The sequence below is a fragment of the uncultured Arthrobacter sp. genome (assembly GCF_947493765.1).
Classification (GTDB): Bacteria; Actinomycetota; Actinomycetes; order Actinomycetales; family Micrococcaceae; genus Arthrobacter_D.
Genome location: NZ_CANLSZ010000003.1, coordinates 148,646 through 169,795, shown reverse-complemented (window position 1 = coordinate 169,795; position 21,150 = coordinate 148,646). Strand labels below are relative to the sequence as shown.

The window sequence follows — 21,150 nt, the reverse complement described above, 5'->3', positions numbered from 1 at the left end:
GTGGCCCTGACCGCTGATGTCAAAGAGGAGCTGTCGCACCTCGAGGTCAAGAAGTCGTCGGTCCGGAAGGCCGAGGTGTCCGCCCTGCTCCGATTCGCGGGGGGCCTCCACATCATCTCGGGCCGGATCGTCATCGAGGCGGAGGTGGACCTCGCCTCGACCGCGCGGCGCCTGCGCACCGCCATCGCCGAGGTCTACGGTCACCCCAGCGACATCGTCGTGGTGACGGGGGGAGGCTTCCGGCGCGGGAGCCGCTACGTGCTCAGGGTGGTCCGGGACGGCGAGTCGCTCGCCCGCCAGACCGGTCTGCTCGACAGCCGCGGCCGGCCCGTCCGCGGTCTGCCGTCCGCCGTCGTCAACGGCTCGACGTCGGACGCCGAGGCGGTCTGGCGCGGTGCCTTCCTCGCCCACGGATCACTGACCGAACCCGGCCGCTCCTCGTCCCTCGAAGTGACGTGCCCGGGACCGGAGTCGGCCCTCGCGCTCGTCGGAGCAGCGCGCCGGCTCGACATCGCGGCCAAGGCCCGCGAGGTGCGCGGCGTCGATCGCGTGGTCATCCGGGACGGCGACACGATCGCCGCGCTCCTGACCCGGATGGGCGCCCACGACGCCCTGATGACGTGGGAGGAGCGCCGCATGCGCAAGGAGGTGCGCGCCACGGCGAACCGCCTGGCCAACTTCGACGACGCCAATCTGCGGCGGTCGGCGCAGGCCGCCGTCGCCGCCGGTGCCCGCGTGGAGCGGGCGCTGGAGATCCTCGCCGGGAGCGTCCCCGAGCACCTCCGGTACGCGGGGGAGCTGAGGGTGGCGCACAAGCAGGCGAGCCTCGACGAGCTCGGGCGGCTCGCGGATCCGCCGATGACGAAGGACGCGATCGCGGGGCGGATCAGGAGGTTGCTCGCGATGGCCGACAGGCAGGCGTCGGACACCGGGATCCCCGGGACGGACGCGAATGTCACCGCGGACATGCTGGAGGAGTGAAGGAGTGCATAGGATGGAGCAGGAAGCCCGCTTCCCACCGAGCGGGGCGTCCGCCGTCTCCAGGCCCGGGGGGCCGGACCAGCGCGGACGCATCAGACCGACCAGGAGGATTGCATGAGCGAGTACGTACTGCCGGATCTGGACTACGACTACGCGGCCCTGGAGCCGCACATCTCGGGCCGGATCATGGAACTGCACCACTCCAAGCACCAGGCCACCTACGTCAAGGGCGCCAACGACGCCCTCGCCCAGCTCGCCGAGGCCCGCGAGCAGGGCCAGTTCGCGACCATCCCCAAGCTCTCCAAGGACCTGGCCTTCCACGTGGGCGGGGTGATCAACCACAGCATCTTCTGGAAGAACATGTCCCCCGAGGGCGGCGACAAGCCCGACGGTGATCTCGCCTCCGCCCTGGACGGGGCGTTCGGGTCCTTCGACGCATTCCGGGCGCACTTCACCGCCGCGGCGACCTCGCTGCAGGGCTCGGGCTGGGCGGTCCTGGCGTACGAGCCCCTGGGCAAGAACCTGGTGATCGAGCAGCTCTACGACCAGCAGGGCGACGTGCCCGTGGGCACCATCCCGCTGCTGATGCTCGACATGTGGGAGCACGCCTTCTACCTGGACTACGTGAACGTGAAGCCCGACTACGTCAAGGCGTGGTGGAACCTGGTGAACTGGGCCGATGTCCAGGCCCGCTACCAGGCGGCGACCGCCGGGGCCTCCACCCTCATCACCCCCTAGACCCCGACCGCCCCCGCACGAGAACGGCACGACGGTGTGCCCGGCACGACTCGACCAGTCGCCGGCACCCGTGATGGGTTGATCGGTGGCACCACCTATGAAGGAGATGGAAACCAGTGACTACCCGTATTGGCATCAACGGCTTCGGCCGGATCGGTCGCAACTACTTCCGCGCGGCACTCGCCCAGAACGCCGATCTCGAGATCGTCGCCGTCAATGATCTGACGGACACCGCGACCCTCGCCCACCTGCTCAAGTACGACTCGGTCACGGGACGGCTCGCGGAATCGGTCGAGGTGGACGGCGACGACCTCGTCGTCGACGGCAAGCACGTCAAGGTGTACTCCGAGCGGGATCCGGCGAACCTGCCCTGGGCCGACCTGGGCGTCGACATCGTGATCGAGTCCACCGGGCTGTTCACGAAGGCGTCGGGGGCACGCAAGCACATCGAGGCCGGAGCCCGCAAGGTGCTGGTCTCCGCACCCGCCACCGACGAGGACTTCACGGTGGTCCTGGGGGTCAACGACGGCGACTACGACCCCGAGAACCACCACATCATCTCCAACGCCTCCTGCACCACCAACTGCCTCGGTCCCCTGGCGAAGGTGCTCAACGACAGCTTCGGCATCGAGCGCGGCCTCATGACCACGGTCCACGCGTATACCGCCGACCAGAATCTGCAGGACGGTCCGCACCGCGACCTCCGACGGGCACGGGCCGCGGCGATCAACGTCGTGCCGACCTCCACGGGCGCCGCGAAGGCGATCGGCCTCGTGCTTCCCGAGCTGAAGGGGAAGCTGGACGGCTACGCCCTCCGCGTGCCCGTGCCCACGGGCTCCGTGACCGACCTCACCGCCACGGTGAGCCGCGAGGTCACCGCCGAGGAGGTCAACGAGGCATACAGGGCGGCCGCGGCGGAGGGTTCGCTGAAGGGCTACCTCTCCTACACGGACGCTCCGCTCGTGTCCTCCGACATCGTCTCGGATCCGCACTCCTCCATCTTCGACTCGGGTCTCACGAAGGTCCTGGGCAACCAGGTCAAGGTGGTCGCGTGGTACGACAACGAGTGGGGCTACTCGAACCGCCTCGTCGACCTCACCGAACTCGTCGCAGCCAAACTCTCCTAGAGGGGATCCACCATGGCTTACGCATCTCTGGACGACCTGCTCGCCGAGGGTGTGCGCGGTCGCCGCATCCTCGTGCGGTCCGATCTCAACGTCCCCCTCAGCGGGGACGACCCCGCCGTCCGGGTGACCGACGACGGACGCGTGCGGGCCTCCCTGCCCGTACTGGAGCGCCTGACGGAGGCCGGAGCCGCCGTCGTGGTGATGGCGCACCTAGGGCGACCCAAGGGCGCTCCCGAGGAGAAGTACTCCCTCGGGCCGGCCGTGGACGTCCTGCGCGATCTGGCGCGGTTCCCGGTCACGCTGGCTCCCGACACGAGCGGTGACGGTGCCCGCACCGCCGCTGCCGGGTTGGGGGAGGGCGAGGTGCTGGTCCTCGAGAACGTGCGGTTCGATGCGCGCGAGACCAGCAAGGACGACGCCGAGCGCTCCGCCTTCGCCCGGGAACTGGCCGATCTCGTGGGGGAGGACGGCGCGTACGTCGACGACGCCTTCGGGGCCGTGCACCGCCGGCACGCGAGCGTCTACGACATCGCCGCCCTGCTGCCCGCCTACCTGGGGGATCTGGTGACGGCGGAACTCACCGTGCTGGAACGCCTGACGCCGGAGCCGCAGCGGCCCTTCGTCGTCGTCCTGGGCGGGTCGAAGGTCTCCGACAAGCTGGCCGTGATCGAGAACCTGATCGGCACCGCCGATCGGATCCTCGTGGGCGGGGGGATGGTCTTCACCTTCCTCGCGGCCCAGGGGCACGACGTCGGATCCAGCCTGCTCGAGGAGGACCGCATCGACACGGTGCGCGGCTACCTGGAGCGCGGATCACGGGACGGCACGCAGTTCGTGCTGCCCACGGACATCGTGGTCGCGGAGTCGTTCGCCGCAGACGCCGAGCACGGCGTGGTCGCGGCGGATGCCATGGAGTCCGGGCCGTTCGGCGCCGCCGGGATCGGACTGGACATCGGTCCGGCCACCGGCACCGACTTCGCCGCGAACATCGTCGAGGCGAGGACCGTCTTCTGGAACGGGCCCATGGGGGTCTTCGAGTTCGACGCCTTCGCCGCGGGTACCCGCGCCGTCGCCCAAGCCCTCGTGGACGCGCAGGCGGCCGGGGCACTGACGGTGGTGGGCGGAGGCGACTCCGCCGCGGCGGTCCGGAGCCTCGGCTTCGCCGACGAGCAGTTCGGACACATCTCCACGGGCGGGGGTGCCAGCCTCGAGTACCTGGAGGGGAAGGAACTCCCCGGGCTCACGGCCCTCGCCCGCGACTGACCGGACCCGGGCCCCCTGGTAGGACGACGGCGGGATCCGCACGGGGGAACCCGAGCGGATCCCGCCGTCATGAACGCAACGGATGGAGCAGCAGATGACCACCTCGACCAATGGCGCCTTCGATCGCCGACCGCTCATCGCCGGTAACTGGAAGATGAACCTCGACCACATGCAGGGGATCACCTTCCTGCAGAAACTCGCCTGGACCCTCGACGACGCCGGTCACGACTTCTCGCGCGTGGAGGTGTCCGTCTTCCCGCCGTTCACCGACCTGCGCGGCGTGCAGACCCTCGTCAAGGGTGACACCCTCGACGTGGTCTACGGGGGGCAGGACCTCTCCCCCGAGGACTCCGGAGCCTACACGGGGGACATCTCCGGACAGTTCCTGCGGAAGCTCGACTGCACCTACGTGCTGGTGGGGCACTCGGAGCGGCGCACGATCCACGCCGAATCGGACGAACTGCTCAACCGGAAGGTCCACGCCGCGTATCGCCACGGTCTCGTCCCCGTGCTCTGCGTGGGGGAGGGACTGGAGATCCGTCAGGCCGGGACCCACGTGGAGCACACCCTCGACCAGCTGCGCCGGGGTATCGCCGGCCTGACCGCCGAGCAGGTCTCCTCCCTCGTGGTCGCCTACGAACCGGTCTGGGCAATCGGGACGGGGGAGGTCGCCGGTCCCGAGGACGCGCAGGAGATGTGCGCCGCGATCCGGGCCGAACTCAAGACGCTGTCCGGCGCGGAGGCGGCCGCGAGGACACGCCTCCTCTACGGCGGCTCGGTGAAGGCCGCGAACGCGGCCAGCATCCTCCGGGAGCGTGATGTGGACGGCGTCCTCGTGGGCGGCGCGAGCCTCGATGTGGCCGAGTTTGCTAGTATTGTCAGGTTCGAACAGCATCTGGTGACAGACTAGTTCCGAGCGTCGGCCGCTTCCGTGAAGTGGTCATCCGAGCCTTGAAAGGGCCCCGTGGAAATCCTCCGTATCATCCTGCTCGTCCTGCTCGGCGTCACGAGCCTCCTGCTCACCCTGCTGATCCTGCTCCACAAGGGTCGCGGAGGCGGCATGTCCGACATGTTCGGCGGCGGTATGACGTCCAGCATGGGGTCCTCGGGAGTCGCCGAACGCAACCTGAACCGCTTCACGGTCGCCCTGGGACTGTCCTGGGGCGTGGTGATCGTCGCGCTCGGTCTCATCCAGCGCTTCGCGGTCAGCGCGTAGATCGACGCAGAACGCCCCGCAGCCTCGGCTGCGGGGCGTTCTGCGTCCGGAGGAGGGTGCTCAGTCGTCCGCGTCGTCGTCGGCGGTGATGAGGCGCCCCGGGAGTTTCTGCGCGGCGTCCTGGTCGACGAGCCACAGGGTCCTCAGTCGTCCCCGTGCACCGGCAGCCGGGACCTGGACGTGGCCGGCACCGGCGAGGGCAAGACCCACCGCGCCCGCCTTATCGCTCCCGCTGACGGTCAGCCACACCTCCTGGGCACTGTTGATGGCCTCGAGGGTGAGGCTCACGCGCCGCGGAGGAGGCTTCGGTGCGTCGGCGACGCCCACCGTCGTCGAGCCCCGGGTGCGGATGCCGCCGAGCTCGGGGAAGAGGGAGGCGATGTGGGCGTCCGGTCCCACACCGAGCAGGAGGACGTCGAACCGGGGGAGCCGCTGGTCCTGCCCGTCCGCACCCAGCTCCTCCGTGCGTTCCGCCGAGGCCGCCTCCGCCAGCTGCCTCGCGTAGTCCTCCGCGGCGGCGTCCTGGTCGGGGAAGCGGTCCGAGGACCCGAACTCGTGCACCTTGCGGGGGTCCACCGGGATGTGCTCCAGGAGCGCGGAGCGTGCCTGCACGGCGTTGCGGTCCGGGTCGTCGGCCGGCAGGAAACGCTCGTCACCCCACCAGAAGTGCACACTGGACCAGTCCACGGCCCGGCGGGCGGGCGACTCGGCCACCGCCTGCAGGGCGGCCGTGCCGATCGAGCCGCCCGTGAGGACCACCGTCGCGGTCCCCAGCTCGCTCTGCACGTCGACCAGGCGGGTGATGAGCCTGGCGGCGACGGCCGCCGCCAGGGAGGCCTGGGACGGATGGATGCCTACTCTCGGTTCAGCGCTCATGATTCGGTACGCTCCTCAGCTTGGTCCGGGCGAGGCCCTGGGTGATGACTTCCCCGAACACCTCGTCGGGGTCCAGCCGCCGCAGCTCCTCCGCGAGGCAGTCGCGCAGGCTCCGGCGGGGCAGGGAGATGTGCTGGACGGGCTGCCCGGGCTGATGGAGTTCCGCAACGTCGAGATCGGGCCGGTACAGCTCGATGTCCCCGCCGTCACGGCCCAGGCGGACGCGCCTGAGCCCCGTGCCGGGGTCCCCGGCCACGACGGTCACGGGCACGTCGAACGCCTGACCGAGCCATGCGGCGAGCAGGACGGTGCTGGGGGAGTCCGAGGCCCCCTCGACACTGACGGCGGTGACCGGAGCGTCGCCCCTGACCTGGTCCATGACGGCCGCGAGCTGGACACGCCAGTTCGTGAGGCGCGTCCAGGCGAGATCGGTGTCCCCGGCCGTGTAGGTGGCACCGATGGTGAACAGCGCCTCCGTCGGATCGGGTTCCTGCGCCGCGTCGGTGATCCTGCGGTGGGCGATGCTGCCAATCGAGGTCCGTCCGGTCGCAGCCGGGGCACCGTGCGGCCACCAGGCGACGATCGGCGCGTCCGGCAGCAGCAGGGCCGAGACCAGGGACTCGTTCTCCTCGGCCAGGGCCCCGTACCCGCGGAGCACGATCACCTCCGAGGCGCCGGCGTCCCCGCCGACACGGATCTGGCCGTCCAGTCTCGTGGGTTCGTCCGCGGAACCCTCGGCGAGGACGATGATGCGGCAGGGATGCTCGCGGCTGGCCTGGTTCGCGGCGTCGATGGCATCCTCCTCGTCGCCGGAGCGCGTCATCACCACCAGCGTCAGCACGCGCCCCAGCGCCACGACTCCGCCGCTCTCGCGCAGGGACATCAGTTCCTTCGACACCTTCGACGTGGTGGTGTCGGGTAGCTCCACGATCATGGTCTTCTCCAGGTTCGTCCGTCGGCTGCGAGCAGCTCGTCCGCCGAGTCCGGGCCCCAGCTTCCCGGCTCATAGGTCTCCGGCCGGCCGTCGAGCGACTGCCAGTACTTCTCGAAGGGATCGAGGATCTGCCAGGAGAGCTCCACTTCCTGCTGGCGGGGGAACAGGGGTGGTTCGCCGAGCAGCACGTCGAGGATGAGGCGTTCGTAGGCCTCCGGGCTGGATTCCGTGAAGGAGTGGCCGTAACCGAAATCCATCGTCACGTCACGGACCTCGGTCTGCGTTCCCGGCACCTTCGACCCGAAGCGGATGGTGACCCCCTCGTCCGGCTGCACGCGGATGACGACGGCGTTCTGGCCGAAGTCCTCCTCGCTGTGGTCCCTGAACAGGAGATTCGGTGCACGCTTGAAGACGACGGCGATCTCGGTCACCCTGCGTCCCAGTCGCTTGCCGGCCCGGAGGTAGAAGGGCACGCCGGCCCAGCGGCGCGTGTGGATGTCGAGTCGGAGGGCCGCGAAGCTCTCCGTGGTCGACTCGGCGGGGATGCCGTCCTCCTCGAGGAAGCCGTTCACCTGCTCACCGCCCTGCCACCCGGACTCGTACTGACCGCGGGCCGAGCGGCCCGAGAGGTCCTCGGGGAGCTCCACGGCGGCGAGCACCTTCTCCTTCTCGGCGCGGAGGTGGTCCACGTCGAACGAGATGGGTTCCTCCATCGCCGTGAGGGCGAGCAGCTGCAGGAGGTGGTTCTGGATGACGTCGCGCGCTGCTCCGACGCCGTCGTAGTATCCTGCCCGGCTGCCGATGCCGATGTCCTCGGCCATGGTGATCTGCACGTGGTCCACGTAGTTGGCGTTCCACAGTGGCTCGAAGAGCTGGTTGGCGAAGCGCAGGGCGAGGATGTTCTGGACCGTCTCCTTGCCGAGGTAGTGGTCGATCCTGAAGACGGCGTCGGGCGGGAAGACCTCCTCCACGATCCGGTTGAGCTCCCGAGCCGACTCGAGGTCGTGCCCGAAGGGCTTCTCGATGACAACGCGGCGCCACTGGTCGTCCTCGGGCCGTGCCAGGCCGTGTTCGGAGAGTTTCTGGCAGACGGCCTCGAACGCATTGGGCGGGATCGACAGATAGAATGCGTGGTTGCCGCGTGTCCCGCGGCTCCGGTCCAGCTCGTCGAGACACTCCTGGAGACTGCGGAAGGCGTCGTCGTCGTCGAACGTGCCCTGGACGAAGCGGATCCCCTCGGAGAGCTGCTCCCACACGGTGTCGTTGAACGGCGTCCGCGCGTACTTCGTGACGGACTCCCTGACCTCCGCCACGAAGTCCTCGTGGGTCCACTCACGGCGGCCGAAGCCGACGAGCCCGAAACTCGGGGGCAGGAGCCCCCGGTTGGCGAGGTCGTAGATCGCGGGCATCAGCTTCTTCCGGGCGAGGTCACCGGTCACACCGAAGAGGACGAGCGAGGACGGCCCGGCGATCCGGCTGAGCCGCCGGTCGCGGGAGTCGCGGAGCGGATTGGACGTGCCGGACCTCCCGCCGGACGGACTCACCCGTTCTCCCCGGTACGGGGGAGCGCGTCGACGGCCGCACGCACCTGGGCCACGCCGGCGGCGCGGTCCGTCAGGTGGAGCCGGAGCACGGGCCGACCGTGCTCCGCGAGCACCTGGGCGTCACCGGCTGCCTGGGCGGCGATGAGCTCACCGAAGCCGAAGGGCTGACCGGGTATCGCCACGTCCTCGCCGCTCGCCCCGGTGAGCTGCAGGAACACGCCCACGGGGGAGCCACCCTTGTGGAACTGACCTGTCGAGTGCAGGAAGCGCGGTCCCCAGCCGAAGGTCACCGGGCGCCCCGTGGCCGCCGCGAGGGGCGCGCGGACCTGCTCGAGGTCCGGCTGCCCGTGGCGGTCGAGGTAGGCCTGCACCGACAGGTACCCGCGGTCCGGCAGGCGTCCCAGCAAAGCTTCCAGCGCGTCACCGACCGTGGTCGCGGACCCGAGCAGGTCGGGATCGCCGCGGACCTCCACGACCCCGTCCACGAAAGCGGGAGGGGCGGACTCCGGCCGGTCGTCGAGCAGGCCCCGCGCCGCCTTCTTGGCGGCCTCAACATCCGGCTGGTCGAACGGGTTGATGCCCAGGAGCCGGCCCGCGACGGCGACCGCGTACTCCCAGACGAACAACTGGCTGCCCAGGCTCCCGCTGACCGTCACACGCGTGGCCTCCGGCGTCCCGGGACCGGACACCCCGTCGTCCGCCGCGTCGCCGTCGAGCGGTGCGAGGAGGACGGGCAGCACGTCGGGAGCCCTCGTGTGGATCTCGGGCGCGTCGAGCGATGCGACGACGGGCAACAGGCCGGTCCCCAGCTTGCCCGTCGATTCGGCGATCAGCTGTTCCGCCCAGTCCGCGAAGCCGGGCAGGCCCGACCCGGCGTCGGCGAAGACGATCTTGTCGCGCAGCGGGGCGGTGCCGCCCAGCACTGCGCCGAGCTGCAGCCCCACGTTGTCCTCTGCGTCGTCGCCGAGGAACTCGGCGCTGTCCTCCGCGTCGTCCAGGAGGGCCTCGATGTCCGCCCCGGCGAGCCCGGACGGCACGAGCCCGAAGGCGGTCAGCGCCGAGTAGCGCCCGCCCACCTCCGGATTCGCGGTGAACACCCTGCGATAGCCGGCCTTCCGGGAGGCGTCCTCGAGGGGCGAGCCCGGATCGGTCACGATGACGATGCGCGATGCAGCGTCGATGCCGGCGTCGGTGAACGCCTGCTCGAAGAGGCGGCGCTGTGAGTCGGTCTCCACCGTGGAGCCGGACTTCGACGACACGACGATCATCGTCGGGTGCAGGTCCCCCTCGAGGGCCGCCCGCACCTGCTCGGGGTCGGTGGCGTCCAGGACGACGAGTTCGACCCCCGCCTCCTTCGTGATGACCTCCGGGGCCAGCGAGGATCCTCCCATGCCGCAGAGGACCACGCGGTCCACGCCTTCGGCCCGGAGGTCGGCGCGCAGGCCGGCGATCTCCGGGAGGAGGGCCCGGGAGCCCTCGAACAGGTCGATCCAGCCGAGCCGGATCGACGCCTCCGCCTCTGCGTCGCGACCCCACAGCGTGGCGTCCCCGGCCATGAGCCTGGATGCCACCTGCTCCTCGACGAGTCCGGGGACGACGGCGTCGACGGCGGCCAGGGCCGCTCCGGTCGCGGTGAGCGCGAATGAACCCATGAGCCCTACTCCTTCGCTGCGTCGAGTGCGGACTGGACGGTCTCGAGCAGCTCGGACCAGCTGGCCACGAACTTGTCGAGGCCCTCGGTCTCGAGCTGCTCCACGACCTCGGTGTAGGAGACACCGAGGGCGTCGAGGCTGTCCAGGATCCTGGTCGATTCCTCGTACGTCCCCGTGACGGTGTCGCCCTCCACCACGCCGTGGTCGGCCGTCGCGTCGAGGGTCTTCTCCGGCATGGTGTTGACGACGTCGGGGGCCACCAGCCCGACGACGTAGAGGGTGTCCGGAAGATCGGGGTCCTTCACGCCCGTCGAGGCCCAGAGCGGCCGCTGGGCCCTCGCCCCGGCTGCTCGGAGGACCTGCCAGCGCTCCGAGGAGAACTGCTCCTGGAAGATCTGGTACGCCAGCCGTGCATTGGCCAGGCCCGCCTTGCCCTTGAGCGCCTTCGCCTCGTCCGTCCCGATGGTGTCGAGCCGTGCGTCGACCTCGGAGTCCACGCGGGAGACGAAGAAGGACGCCACGGAGTGGATGCTGGAGAGATCGTGCCCGTTCTCCTTCGCCTGCTCCAGGCCGAGCATGAAGGCGTTGATGACCGCGCGGTACCGCTCGAGGGAGAAGATCAGCGTGACGTTGACACTGATCCCCGCTCCGAGCGTCGTGGAGATGGCCTCGAGTCCCTCGACCGTGGCGGGAATCTTGATCAGTACGTTGGTCCGCTGGACCTTGGCGTGCAGGCGCTTGGCCTCGGCGATCGTGCCGGCGGTGTCACGCGAGAGGCGGGGATCGACCTCGATGGAGACGCGACCGTCCACACCCTCGGAGCGTTCGGCCTCCTCGGCGAAGAGATCGCAGGCCTGGGACACGTCGTGCGTGGTGATGTCGAAGACGGCCTGGTCCACGTCGGCCCCTGCCGCGGCAAGGGCTCCGACCTGGGAGGCGTAGGACTCGCCCTGCTTGAGCGCCGCCGCGAAGATGCTCGGGTTGGTCGTGACACCGACGACGTCCAGATCCTCGATGAGGTGCTTGAAGGCCCCGGAGTTGATGCGCTCCCGGGAGAGGTCGTCGAGCCAGATGGAGACTCCGGCGGCGGAGAGCGCGGCAGTGGGTGTGGTCATGATGTGCTCCTTTTCCGCGTCAGCGGAACTAGTGCTGGAAGAGGGACGGGAAGGCACTGCTACTGCTGGTCGCCGGTCTCCGTGGCGCGCTGCCCGGAAGGCATGGCCGCGGTGCCGTTCGGGGCCAGGGGATCGGAGCCGGCAGCCTCGATCGAATCCCTCGCCGCGGCGGCGACGGCCTCGGAGGTGATACCGAACTCGCGGAAGAGCGTCTTGTAGTCGGCGGAGGCCCCGTAGTGCTCGAGCGAGACGTGGCGACCGGCGTCGCCGACGATGCCGTGCCAGCTCTGCGAGACCCCGGCCTCGACCGAGACGCGTGCCCGGACCGACCGCGGGAGCACACTCTCGCGGTAGGAGGCGTCCTGCGCGTTGAACCACTCGAGGCACGGCATGGACACGACGCGGGTGGAGATGCCGTCGGCCTCGAGGGCCTCGCGGGCGTCGACGGCGAGCTGCACCTCGGACCCCGTGCCGATGAGGATCACCTCTGGGGAGCCGTTCTTCGCCTCCGCGAGGACGTACCCGCCGCGCGCGACGCCGTCGGCCGACGCGAAGGTGTCGCCCTCGGCCACGCCGCTGCCACGCTCGTACGTCGGGATGTTCTGACGTGTCAGGACGAGGCCGGCCGGGTTGTCGGTGTTCTCCAGGATGGTCCTCCACGCGACGGCCACCTCGTTCGCGTCCCCGGGCCGCACCACGTCGAGGCCGGGGATGGTGCGCAGCGAGGAGAGCTGCTCGACCGGCTGGTGGGTGGGACCGTCCTCACCGAGACCGATCGAATCGTGGGTCCAGACGTAGATCGCCGGTACGCCCATGAGGGCACCGAGCCGGACCGCGGGGCGCTGGTAGTCGCTGAAGATGAGGAACGTCCCGGAGAAGGCACGCGTGCTGCTGTGCATGACGATGCCGTTGACGATCGCGGCCGCGGCGTGCTCACGGATACCGAAGTGCAGCACGCGGCCGTACTTGTCGCCCGACCACAGGTCCGTCTGGCGGCTCTTCGGGATGAACGACGGCGAGCCCTCGATGGTCGTGTTGTTGGACTCGGCGAGGTCCGCGCTGCCGCCCCAGAGCTCGGGGAGCACGGGGCCGATGGCCGTGAGGACCTTGCCGGACGCGGCGCGCGTGGACATGTCCTTGCCCGCCTCGAACGTGGGGAGCTCCGCCGTCCAGCCCTCGGGCAGGGTGCGTGCCTGGATACGCTCGAGCAGGGCGGCTTCCTCGGCATGGCCCTCCCGCCACGCAGTGAAGTCCTCCTGCCAGGCGCTGTGGGCCTCGGCCCCGCGCCGGACGACGCCGCGGGCGTGCTCGAGGACCTCGGGGTCCACGTCGAAGTGCTTCTCGGGATCGAAGCCGAGCGCCTTCTTCACGGCGGCCACCTCGTCGGCGCCGAGCGCCGAACCGTGGATCTTGCCCGTGTCCTGCTTGGTGGGTGCCGGGTAGCCGATGATGGTGCGCAGGGAGACGATACTCGGCCTGGAGGTCTCGTTCCGGGCCGCGACGAGGGCCGAGTACAGTTCGGCGACGTCCTCGACGTACTCGCCGGTCTTCGTCCAGTCCACGCGCTGGGTGTGCCAGCCGTACGCCTCGTAGCGGGCCAGGACGTCCTCGGTGAACGCCACATCGGTGTCGTCCTCGATGGAGATGTGGTTCTCGTCGTAGAGCACCACCAGATTGCCCAGTTCCTGGTGGCCGGCCAGTGAGGAGGCCTCGGACGTGACACCCTCCTGGAGGTCGCCGTCGGAGGCGATCACCCAGATGGTGTGGTCGAAGGGACTCGTGCCCTCGGGGGCCTCGGGGTCGAACATCCCGCGCTGACGGCGCTGGCCGTAGGCGAAGCCGACCGAGGTGGCCAGGCCCTGGCCCAGGGGCCCCGTGGTGACCTCGACGCCGGTGGTGTGCCGGTACTCCGGGTGGCCCGGCGTCAGGGAGCCCCACGTGCGCAGCGACTGCAGGTCCTCCAGCTCGAGGCCGTAGCCCGACAGGTAGAGCTGGATGTAGAGGGTCAGCGAGGTGTGGCCCGGGGAGAGGACGAAGCGGTCGCGCCCGGTCCACTCGGCATCTGCGGGATCGTGCCGCATCAGTTTCTGGAACAGGAGGTAGGCGGCCGGGGCCAGGCTCATCGCCGTGCCGGGGTGCCCGTTGCCCACCTTCTCCACGGCGTCGGCTGCCAGGACGCGGATCGTGTCCACGGCCCTCTGGTCGAGTTCGGTCCAGCTCAGGTCCTGCTGTTGCGTCTGTGGCACGTTTCCGGGCCCCTCTCTGTCCGGAACAGCCGAATCACCGGTGAGTGCCTCCAGGCACGCGGTCGGGCCGGCCGTTCACCATTGAATCCTGCGAAGCCCCACTCCTGCATCGCAGGTCGTGCTCGTACCGATGCGAAGCGGGCTTAGGACTCCACCCTATCCTTTTCGCCGTCAGGGGGAACTTCCCGGTCGGCGGATGTCCTGCGTCACTCGGGAGCAGCCGGGGCTCCGCAGGTGGCGGTGGCCGGGGAGGAGGGCTGCCGGGGAGGGCGCCCGCCCCAAGTTCTACACAGCGTAAAAGGGTATGCTGGTGGTGTCTTTTCCTCCGGAAGAATCGAAAGTGTTGCCTTGTGAAGACCCAGCAGGTTACTGCTCCGGTGCGTTCCCCGCAGACCCGACCGGGCTTCGGCCGAAAGGCCAGGGCCTATCTCGCGCTGACGAAGCCGCGCGTGATCGAGCTGCTCCTCGTGACGACCCTGCCCACCATGATCTTCGCGCAGGGTGGCTTCCCGCCCTTCGGGCTGATCCTCGCGACCATGGTGGGCGGTGCCTTCGCCGCAGGCAGTGCGGGCGCCTTCAACTGCTACTTCGACCGCGACATCGACAAGGTCATGCACCGCACGGAGAACCGTCCGCTGGTCACGGGTGAACTCACCCCGCGGGAGGCGCTGATCTTCTCCTGGGCCCTCGGGATCGCCGCCATCGCCATCCTCTGGTTCGGAGCCAACCCGCTCACGGGTCTCCTCGGTGTCGCCGCGATCTTCCTCTACGTCGTCCTGTACACCCTGGTCCTGAAGCGCCGCACGTCGCAGAACATCGTCTGGGGCGGGGCGGCCGGCTGCATGCCCGTGCTCATCGCCTGGGCAGCGGTGACGAACTCGGTCGAATGGCCGGCCGTCGTCCTCTTCCTCGTCATCTTCCTGTGGACACCGCCCCATTACTGGCCGCTGTCCATGAAGTACAGCGACGACTACGTGGCGGCCAGCGTACCGATGCTCGGGGCGATCGCCGGAGCCCGCGTGGTCTCGGTCCAGGTGGTGCTGTACGCCTGGGCGATGGTGGCCTGCTCGCTCCTGCTCGTCCCTGCCGGTGCGGGCTGGGTCTACTCGGTGGCCGCCCTCGCCGGAGGCGCCTGGTTCATCCGGGAGTCCCATCGCCTGTACTCGCTCGCGCGCCAGGGCGAGCTGAGCAACAAGGCAGCGATGAAGGTCTTCCACGGCTCCATCAGCTATCTCACCGTGCTCTTCCTGGCCCTGGCCATCGATCCCTTCGTCGGCTCGGCCGTCCTGGGGTAGCCCAGAGGGACTCCCGGACGGTCCGCAGGACGAGCGGCTCCTCCGGTCGGCGGGCGTGGAGCACCTAGGCTGGCAGGCATGGACTTCACCGGACTGATCGCCTATCCCATCACCCCGTTCCTGCCCGACGGCGAGGTCTCGCACGCCGAGCTGGGCACCCTCGTCGACGGGATGATCCGCTCCGGAGTCGACGCGCTGACCGTCCTCGGATCCTCGGGAAGCTTCGCCTACCTCGACCGCGCGGAACGCGCGGAGGTGGCGCGGACGGCCATCGAGGCCGCGCGCGGCCGGGTTCCGGTCGCTGTGGGTATCAGCTCCGTCGGTACTCGCGGCGTGCTGGAGTCCACAGCGGATGCACAGGAGGCCGGCGCGGCCGGTCTCGTCCTGTCACCGGTCTCCTACGTCCCCCTGACCGACGACGAGGTGATGGTGCAGGTAAGGACCGTCTGCGCCGAGACCGATCTGCCGGTGTGCCTCTACAACAATCCCGGTACCACACAGTTCGACTACTCTCTGTCGGTGGTGGCGGAGCTCGCCGCGCTGGAGCAGGTGGTGGCCTTCAAGGACACCGCCGCCGATGCCGCGACCTTCAACGAACGCCACGCGCGCCTCGCGGGGCTCGTCGGCGCACCCCTCAGCCACGGTGTCAGCGGGGATCTGCTCATGATGAGCGGGGAGGTGGGCTCCGACGCCTGGCACAGCGGGCCCGCGGCACTCCTGCCGGGGTACTACGCCCTGCTCCGCTCGGCGGTCCTCGCGGGGGAGCAGCCGGAGGTGGAGCGGATCCGACACGTCCTCTCGCCGCTCGTGGAACACGTCGCAGGGCTTCGGAAGATCAGTGGCCTCCATCTCCTGGCCCGCGCCTGCGGTATCGCCGCGGGGGACCCGAGGGCACCCCTGCTGCCCAGCCCCGGATCGGAGCTGCGGGAGCTGGGGCGCCTGCTCGATCTCGTCGAGGCGGCCCTCGACGCCGGCTGAGGCTCCGGGTCCGCCCGGCCAGCGCTCAGGCGACGGCCTGCGGCTCCCGGGTCCGCGCCCGGGTGCCGGGAAGGGTCCTCCGCGTGGTCCCCGTGTACTGCGCATGCACGGCGGCGGCCACGAGCAGCGACGCTCCCAGCATGTGCAGGGCGACGAGGACGATCGGCAGGTGCAGGAAGTGCTGGACGTAGCCGATGGCACCCTGCACGAGGACGGCCGCGGTGAGCAGCACCACCGCCCTCCGGAGCGTGCCCGTGACGCGTGAGCGGTGGGCGACGACCGCCGCGAGCACCACGGTGGCGACGAGCAGGTACACCGGCAGGGCGTGCAGGCGGGTGACGAGATCAGGATCTAGGCCGTTCCGGGCAGCGCCGTGGTCGCCGGCGTGAGGGCCCGACCCGGTGACCATCACACCCAGGACGACGGCGACGCTCGTCAGCGCCGTGGAGGTGACGAGGAGCTGACGCAGGAGTGGCGGGGCGGCGGGTGCGTGCTGATCGTCGCGGTACTGCCCGGTGGTCAGCCGCGACCGGTTGACCAGCACGGTCGCGAGCGCGATCAGCGCCATGGACACGATGAAGTGGAGTCCCACCACCCAGGGATTCAGGTCCATCCAGACGCTGACCCCGCCGATGACGGCCTGGACGGGGATCCCGAGGGCGATGCCGATCGAGAGCCGGAACAGGTCCCGGCGGTCCCGGCGCATGCCGAGCACCGCGACGATCATGGCCACGGCGATGACCACGAGGACGAAGGTCAGGAGCCGGTTGCCGAACTCGATGACCCCGTTCAGGCCCATCTCGGGCGTCGTCACGATGCTGTCCGCCGTGCAGCGCGGCCACTCCGGACAGCCCAGGCCGGAGGCGGTGAGGCGGACGGCGCCACCCGTCACCACGATGCCGATCTGCGCGACCAGCGAGGCGACTGCGAGCCGGCGGACCACCGGTGTGGTGGTGGTGGGGAGGGCTCCGGTGAATCGGGAGAGCGGGGAGAGGGTCATGGGATTCAGCTCCATTTGAACCAGCGGATGGCCGCGAGGCTGGCGAGGACGGCCCAGGCCAGCAGCACCAGGGACGCGATGGGGTCGAGGGCGCCGTCGAGGAAGGCGTCGCGGAGGCCGTCGCCGAGGGCCGCGGACGGCAGGACGGACACGAAGCCCTGGACGATCTCCGGCAGGCTCCGGGCCGGGATGATCACGCCGCCGGCTGCGGCGAGGAGGATCCAGACGAGATTCGTGACGGCAAGGGTCGCCTCCGGCCTGAGCGTGCCGGCCACGAGCAGTCCCAGGGCCGTGAAGGCCGCCGAGCCGAGCAGCAGGAGAACGGCCGCGGGCAGGATCCCGCCGGGCATCGGCGACCATCCCAGGAGGAGGGCGGTACCGCCGATCACGACCAGCTGCACGGCCAGGACGACGGCCACGGCCACGGCCTTCCCGAGGATCAGCCCCGATCGTCCCAGCGGCGTCGTCGACAGGAATCTGAGCACGCCGTAGCGGCGGTCGAAGCCGGTGGCGATGCCCTGGCCGGTGAAGGCCGTGGACATGGTGCACAGGGCGAGGACGCCGGGTGCCGCGACATCGATGCGGCTGCCACCGTAGCCGTCGAGGAGGGGGGTGATCACGAGCGCCACCAGAGCCAGGAGGGGCAGCACGATGGCGAGCACCAGCTGTTCCCCGTTCCGGAGCATCCCCAGCGCCTCGTAGGAGCCGTGCCGCACCACGCGCGTGCCGAGCGCCGCGGCCGCCCCGGAGGGCCGCGGCTCGAGCGCGGGCGATCGCCTGCCGGGTGTCGGGCGGGTGCTCATCGGATGCTCCGTCCGGAGATGTCGAGGAAGACGTCCTCGAGCGAGCGCGGTGCCATGGTGATGGCGGTGGGCATGACACCGTTCGCTCCCCACCATCCGGCCAGGAGCTCGACGTCCCGGGGCGTCAGGGCTCCGCGCACCACGTAGCGGCCGGGGCCGGGTTCGCTCTGCTGCAGATGGGGGAGGAGCTCCGTGGGGAGTGTCAGTCCGGGAACGGTCTCGTACTCCAGTTCGCGCAGCCCGTCGGCGTCCTGGTCCGCCGTCAGGTCCGCCACGGTGCCCTCCGCGACCGTCCTCCCGCCCTCCAGGATGTAGACGTAGTCGGCGAGGCGCTGGGCATCGTCCAGCAGGTGCGTGGTGAGGATGACGGCGAGCCCGTCCGCGCGGAGCTCGTTGATCAGATCGAAGACGATCGTCCGGGACTGCGGATCGAGTCCTGCGCTCGGCTCGTCGAGGAACACCACCTCGGGCCGGCCCACGAGCGCACACGCCAGGGCGAGGCGCTGTCTCTGTCCTCCGGAGAGCCGGCGGATGGACACCGCTCCGAACCCGACGAGACCCAGACGCTCCGCCAGCAGGTCGACGGACAGCGGTGCGCGATACATGGAGGCGACGTGCCGCAGCAGCGCAATCGGCCGCACGGACGGCGGCAGACCCCCCTCCTGCAGCATCACCCCGACGCGGGCGCGTAACCGGGGCGAGGCGCGCCAGGGATCCTCACCGAGGAGCCGTACGCTACCGGCGTCGGCCCGCTGCAATCCCTGCGCGCACTCCAGGGTCGTGGTCTTCCCGGCACCGTTGGCGCCGAGGAGCACGGTGACGGCGCCGCGGGCCGCCGAGAGGCCGACGCCGTCGAGCACGCGCACCATGCGGCCGTCGAGGGAGCCGACGGGACCGAAGTCCTTCGTCAGGCCCTCGATCAGGAGGGCGGGGGCAGGTGTCGGCACCCCCCTATTCTACGACAGGTAGTAGTGGGACGGCGGGCGCGATGGGTAGCCTCCCCTAACTGGTGGACCGGAATAGATTAGGTCATGATCGTGTTCTGTATTGTGTCTGCGAAAGGAGGATCTGAGATGAGCGCATCGGACGCGGTGACCACCCGGACTCCTCCTGTCGTGGCCCAGCCACTCGACGAACGGACCAGGGACCGGGTCCTTTCCTCGGTCCTCGAGCACGGTCCCGTGAGCGCCGCCGAGCTCGGCGTGCGCCTCGGCTTCACCCCGGCCGCAGTGCGGCGACACCTCGACGCGCTCTCCCTGGACGGGCTCATCGAGATCAAGCGCGGGCGCGGACAGGGCGGCGGCGCGGGGCGGCCGGCCCGGCGCTACGTGGTCAGCCAGCGCGGGCAGAGTGCCATCGGCGAGGACTATCTGGCGATCGCCCGGGCCGCCCTGACGCGCCTCGGGGAGACAGTGGGTGCGGCGGGCATCGAGGATTTCGCCCGTGAGCGGTTCGCCGACATGGAGGAGCGCTACCGCCCGATCGTGGACGCCGCCGGGCCCGAACTCGAGGCGAGGGCCGAGGCCCTGGCCGGGGCACTGAGCGCGGACGGTTTCGTGGGATCCACGCGGACCGTCGGCTCTCCGGTCCGCCGTCCACCCAGGCGGGAGGCGCCTCGCTCGACGATGCTCGGGGTGCAACTGTGCCAGGGTCACTGTCCCATCCAGGGCCTGGCCGCGGAGTTCCCCACGTTCTGCGAGCAGGAGACCGCGGTCTTCGCGCGTCTGCTCGGCGTCGACGTCCGGCGCCTGTCCACGCTCGCCAGTGGCGGGCACGTCTGCACGACCCACATTCCCCTGGGGCGTCCGGCCGCGGCCATGGCTGATCCGCTCAGCCAGGACCCTGCGGCCCTGTCCGCCCCAGCAACGTTATCCACCCATCAGCAAGGAAGGCCGTGATGACGGATCAAGTAGACCGCACGCCAATGGCGTCAGCAGTAGAATCGGCAGTGCCGGAGTCGACGATCAGCGACATCCTGGAACGCAACCCGGAGCTCGAGGGCATCGGTACGTACCAGTACGGCTGGGCCGACAAGAACGAGGCCAGCGACAATGCACGGCGTGGACTGAGCGAGGAGGTCGTCCGTGACATCTCCGCGAAGAAGAACGAGCCCGAATGGATGCTCGATCTCCGTCTCAAGGGGCTGAAGTACTTCGATCGCAAGCCCATGCCCGCCTGGGGTGCGGACCTCTCGGGCATCGACTTCGACAACATCAAGTACTTCGTCCGCTCCACCGAGAAGCAGGCGAACACGTGGGAGGACCTCCCCGAGGACATCCGCAACACCTACGAGAAGCTCGGCATCCCCGAGGCGGAGCGTGCCCGGCTCGTCTCCGGCGTCGCCGCCCAGTACGAGTCCGAGGTGGTGTACCACCAGCTGCGCGAGGATCTCGAGCGCCAGGGTGTGCTCTTCCTCGACACCGACACGGCACTGCGCGAGCACCCGGAGATCTTCAAGGAGTACTTCGGCACCATCATCCCGGTCGGTGACAACAAGTTCGCGTCGCTGAACACCGCCGTGTGGTCGGGCGGTTCGTTCGTGTACGTCCCGAAGGGCGTCCACGTCGAGATCCCGCTGCAGGCGTACTTCCGGATCAACACCGAGAACATGGGCCAGTTCGAGCGCACGCTGATCATCGCGGACGAGGACTCGTACGTGCACTACATCGAGGGCTGCACCGCGCCGATCTACACCTCGGACTCCCTGCACTCGGCCGTCGTGGAGATCGTGGTGAAGAAGGGCGCACGCGTCCGCTACACCACCATCCAGAACTGGTCGAACAACGTCTACAACCTCGTCACGAAGCGGGCCATCGCGCACGAGGGCGCCACCATGGAGTGGATCGACGGGAACATCGGGTCGAAGGTCACCATGAAGTACCCCGCCGTCTACCTGGTCGGGGAGCACGCCAAGGGCGAGACGCTCTCCATCGCCTTCGCCGGGGAGGGACAGCACCAGGACACCGGGTCGAAGATGGTGCACATCGCGCCGAACACCAAGTCCTCGATCATCTCGAAGTCCGTGGCACGCGGTGGCGGACGGGCCGCCTATCGCGGTCTCGTCCAGGTACGGGACGGCGCCACGCACTCGGCGAACACCGTGCGCTGCGACGCGCTCCTGGTGGACACGATCTCCCGCTCGGACACGTACCCGTACGTGGACATCCGCGAGGACGACGTGACGATGGGCCACGAGGCCACCGTCTCGCGCGTCAGCGAGGAACAGCTGTTCTACCTGATGTCCCGAGGCATGCCGGAGGACGAGGCCATGGCCATGATCGTGCGCGGCTTCATCGAGCCGATCGCCCGTGAGCTGCCCATGGAGTACGCGCTCGAGCTGAACCGGCTGATCGAACTGCAGATGGAAGGGGCCGTGGGCTAG

General features: G+C 69.7%; 19 protein-coding genes. 10 read left to right on the top strand and 9 right to left on the bottom strand.

Translation table 11 applies throughout. The features are described 5' to 3' along the window. From whiA to secG, 6 genes are all read left to right on the top strand, one after another. Nucleotides 1-981 carry a DNA-binding protein WhiA gene (whiA, locus tag Q0747_RS05950; RefSeq protein ID WP_298252576.1) on the top strand — a complete coding sequence of 327 codons (981 nt, stop codon included), beginning with the start codon at nt 1-3 and terminating at the stop codon, nt 979-981. Between the two features lie 114 nt (nt 982-1,095). After that, nucleotides 1,096-1,719 carry a superoxide dismutase gene (locus Q0747_RS05945; RefSeq protein ID WP_298252574.1) on the top strand — a complete coding sequence of 208 codons (624 nt, stop codon included), beginning with the start codon at nt 1,096-1,098 and terminating at the stop codon, nt 1,717-1,719. A gap of 116 nt (nt 1,720-1,835) precedes the next feature. Further along, on the top strand, nt 1,836-2,846 hold the full coding sequence (gene gap, locus Q0747_RS05940) for a type I glyceraldehyde-3-phosphate dehydrogenase (protein WP_298252572.1): 1,011 nt from the start codon (nt 1,836-1,838) through the stop codon (nt 2,844-2,846). A gap of 12 nt (nt 2,847-2,858) precedes the next feature. After that, nucleotides 2,859-4,109 carry a phosphoglycerate kinase gene (gene pgk, locus Q0747_RS05935; RefSeq protein WP_298252570.1) on the top strand — a complete coding sequence of 417 codons (1,251 nt, stop codon included), beginning with the start codon at nt 2,859-2,861 and terminating at the stop codon, nt 4,107-4,109. A 94-nt stretch (nt 4,110-4,203) separates the two neighbouring features. Next, entirely contained in the window at nt 4,204-5,019 is an 816-nt protein-coding gene (tpiA, locus tag Q0747_RS05930) for a triose-phosphate isomerase (RefSeq protein ID WP_298252568.1), read from the top strand. Between the two features lie 54 nt (nt 5,020-5,073). Next, nucleotides 5,074-5,325, top strand: a complete 252-nt coding sequence (gene secG, locus Q0747_RS05925; RefSeq protein ID WP_298252566.1) for a preprotein translocase subunit SecG — start codon at nt 5,074-5,076, stop codon at nt 5,323-5,325. Between the two features lie 60 nt (nt 5,326-5,385). On the opposite strand, the gene pgl is transcribed toward secG, so the two are convergent. The 6 genes from pgl to tkt are packed head-to-tail and all read right to left on the bottom strand — an operon-like array spanning nt 5,386 to nt 13,692. Beyond that, the gene (gene pgl / locus Q0747_RS05920; RefSeq protein WP_298252564.1) at nt 5,386-6,201 is read right to left on the bottom strand and encodes a 6-phosphogluconolactonase; all 816 of its coding nucleotides are present in this window, start codon (nt 6,199-6,201) and stop codon (nt 5,386-5,388) included. Then, nucleotides 6,191-7,135 (bottom strand): glucose-6-phosphate dehydrogenase assembly protein OpcA, encoded by a 945-nt coding sequence (locus tag Q0747_RS05915; RefSeq protein ID WP_298252562.1) that lies wholly within the window; start codon nt 7,133-7,135, stop codon nt 6,191-6,193. Before Q0747_RS05915 ends, pgl begins: the two co-directional genes overlap by 11 nt. Then, nucleotides 7,132-8,679 (bottom strand): glucose-6-phosphate dehydrogenase, encoded by a 1,548-nt coding sequence (zwf, locus tag Q0747_RS05910; RefSeq protein ID WP_298252560.1) that lies wholly within the window; start codon nt 8,677-8,679, stop codon nt 7,132-7,134. Before zwf ends, Q0747_RS05915 begins: the two co-directional genes overlap by 4 nt. Further along, nucleotides 8,676-10,331 carry a glucose-6-phosphate isomerase gene (locus Q0747_RS05905; protein ID WP_298252558.1) on the bottom strand — a complete coding sequence of 552 codons (1,656 nt, stop codon included), beginning with the start codon at nt 10,329-10,331 and terminating at the stop codon, nt 8,676-8,678. The genes zwf and Q0747_RS05905 overlap by 4 nt, the downstream gene beginning before the upstream one ends. Before the next feature lie 5 nt (nt 10,332-10,336). Further along, nucleotides 10,337-11,446 (bottom strand): transaldolase, encoded by a 1,110-nt coding sequence (gene tal / locus Q0747_RS05900; protein ID WP_298252556.1) that lies wholly within the window; start codon nt 11,444-11,446, stop codon nt 10,337-10,339. Between the two features lie 59 nt (nt 11,447-11,505). After that, on the bottom strand, nt 11,506-13,692 hold the full coding sequence (tkt, locus tag Q0747_RS05895) for a transketolase (protein WP_298252554.1): 2,187 nt from the start codon (nt 13,690-13,692) through the stop codon (nt 11,506-11,508). Between the two features lie 350 nt (nt 13,693-14,042). Between tkt and Q0747_RS05890 the strand changes: the two genes are divergently transcribed. Beyond that, complete coding sequence (locus Q0747_RS05890; protein WP_298252552.1) at nt 14,043-14,987, top strand: heme o synthase; 945 nt, start codon at nt 14,043-14,045, stop codon at nt 14,985-14,987. Between the two features lie 78 nt (nt 14,988-15,065). Continuing rightward, complete coding sequence (locus Q0747_RS05885; protein ID WP_298252550.1) at nt 15,066-15,965, top strand: dihydrodipicolinate synthase family protein; 900 nt, start codon at nt 15,066-15,068, stop codon at nt 15,963-15,965. 25 nt (nt 15,966-15,990) lie between these two features. On the opposite strand, the gene Q0747_RS05880 is transcribed toward Q0747_RS05885, so the two are convergent. The 3 genes from Q0747_RS05880 to Q0747_RS05870 are packed head-to-tail and all read right to left on the bottom strand — an operon-like array spanning nt 15,991 to nt 18,715. After that, the gene (locus Q0747_RS05880) at nt 15,991-16,965 is read right to left on the bottom strand and encodes a heme A synthase (RefSeq protein WP_298252548.1); all 975 of its coding nucleotides are present in this window, start codon (nt 16,963-16,965) and stop codon (nt 15,991-15,993) included. Nucleotides 16,966-16,970: 5 nt separating this feature from the next. Then, nucleotides 16,971-17,768 (bottom strand): ABC transporter permease, encoded by a 798-nt coding sequence (locus tag Q0747_RS05875; protein WP_298252546.1) that lies wholly within the window; start codon nt 17,766-17,768, stop codon nt 16,971-16,973. Then, the gene (locus Q0747_RS05870; RefSeq protein ID WP_298252544.1) at nt 17,765-18,715 is read right to left on the bottom strand and encodes an ABC transporter ATP-binding protein; all 951 of its coding nucleotides are present in this window, start codon (nt 18,713-18,715) and stop codon (nt 17,765-17,767) included. Before Q0747_RS05870 ends, Q0747_RS05875 begins: the two co-directional genes overlap by 4 nt. 126 nt (nt 18,716-18,841) lie before the next feature. Between Q0747_RS05870 and Q0747_RS05865 the strand changes: the two genes are divergently transcribed. Next, a complete protein-coding gene (locus tag Q0747_RS05865; RefSeq protein ID WP_298252542.1) occupies nt 18,842-19,666 on the top strand; it encodes a metalloregulator ArsR/SmtB family transcription factor in 825 nt (274 codons plus the stop codon). After that, entirely contained in the window at nt 19,666-21,150 is a 1,485-nt protein-coding gene (gene sufB, locus Q0747_RS05860; RefSeq protein WP_298252541.1) for a Fe-S cluster assembly protein SufB, read from the top strand. The genes Q0747_RS05865 and sufB overlap by 1 nt, the downstream gene beginning before the upstream one ends.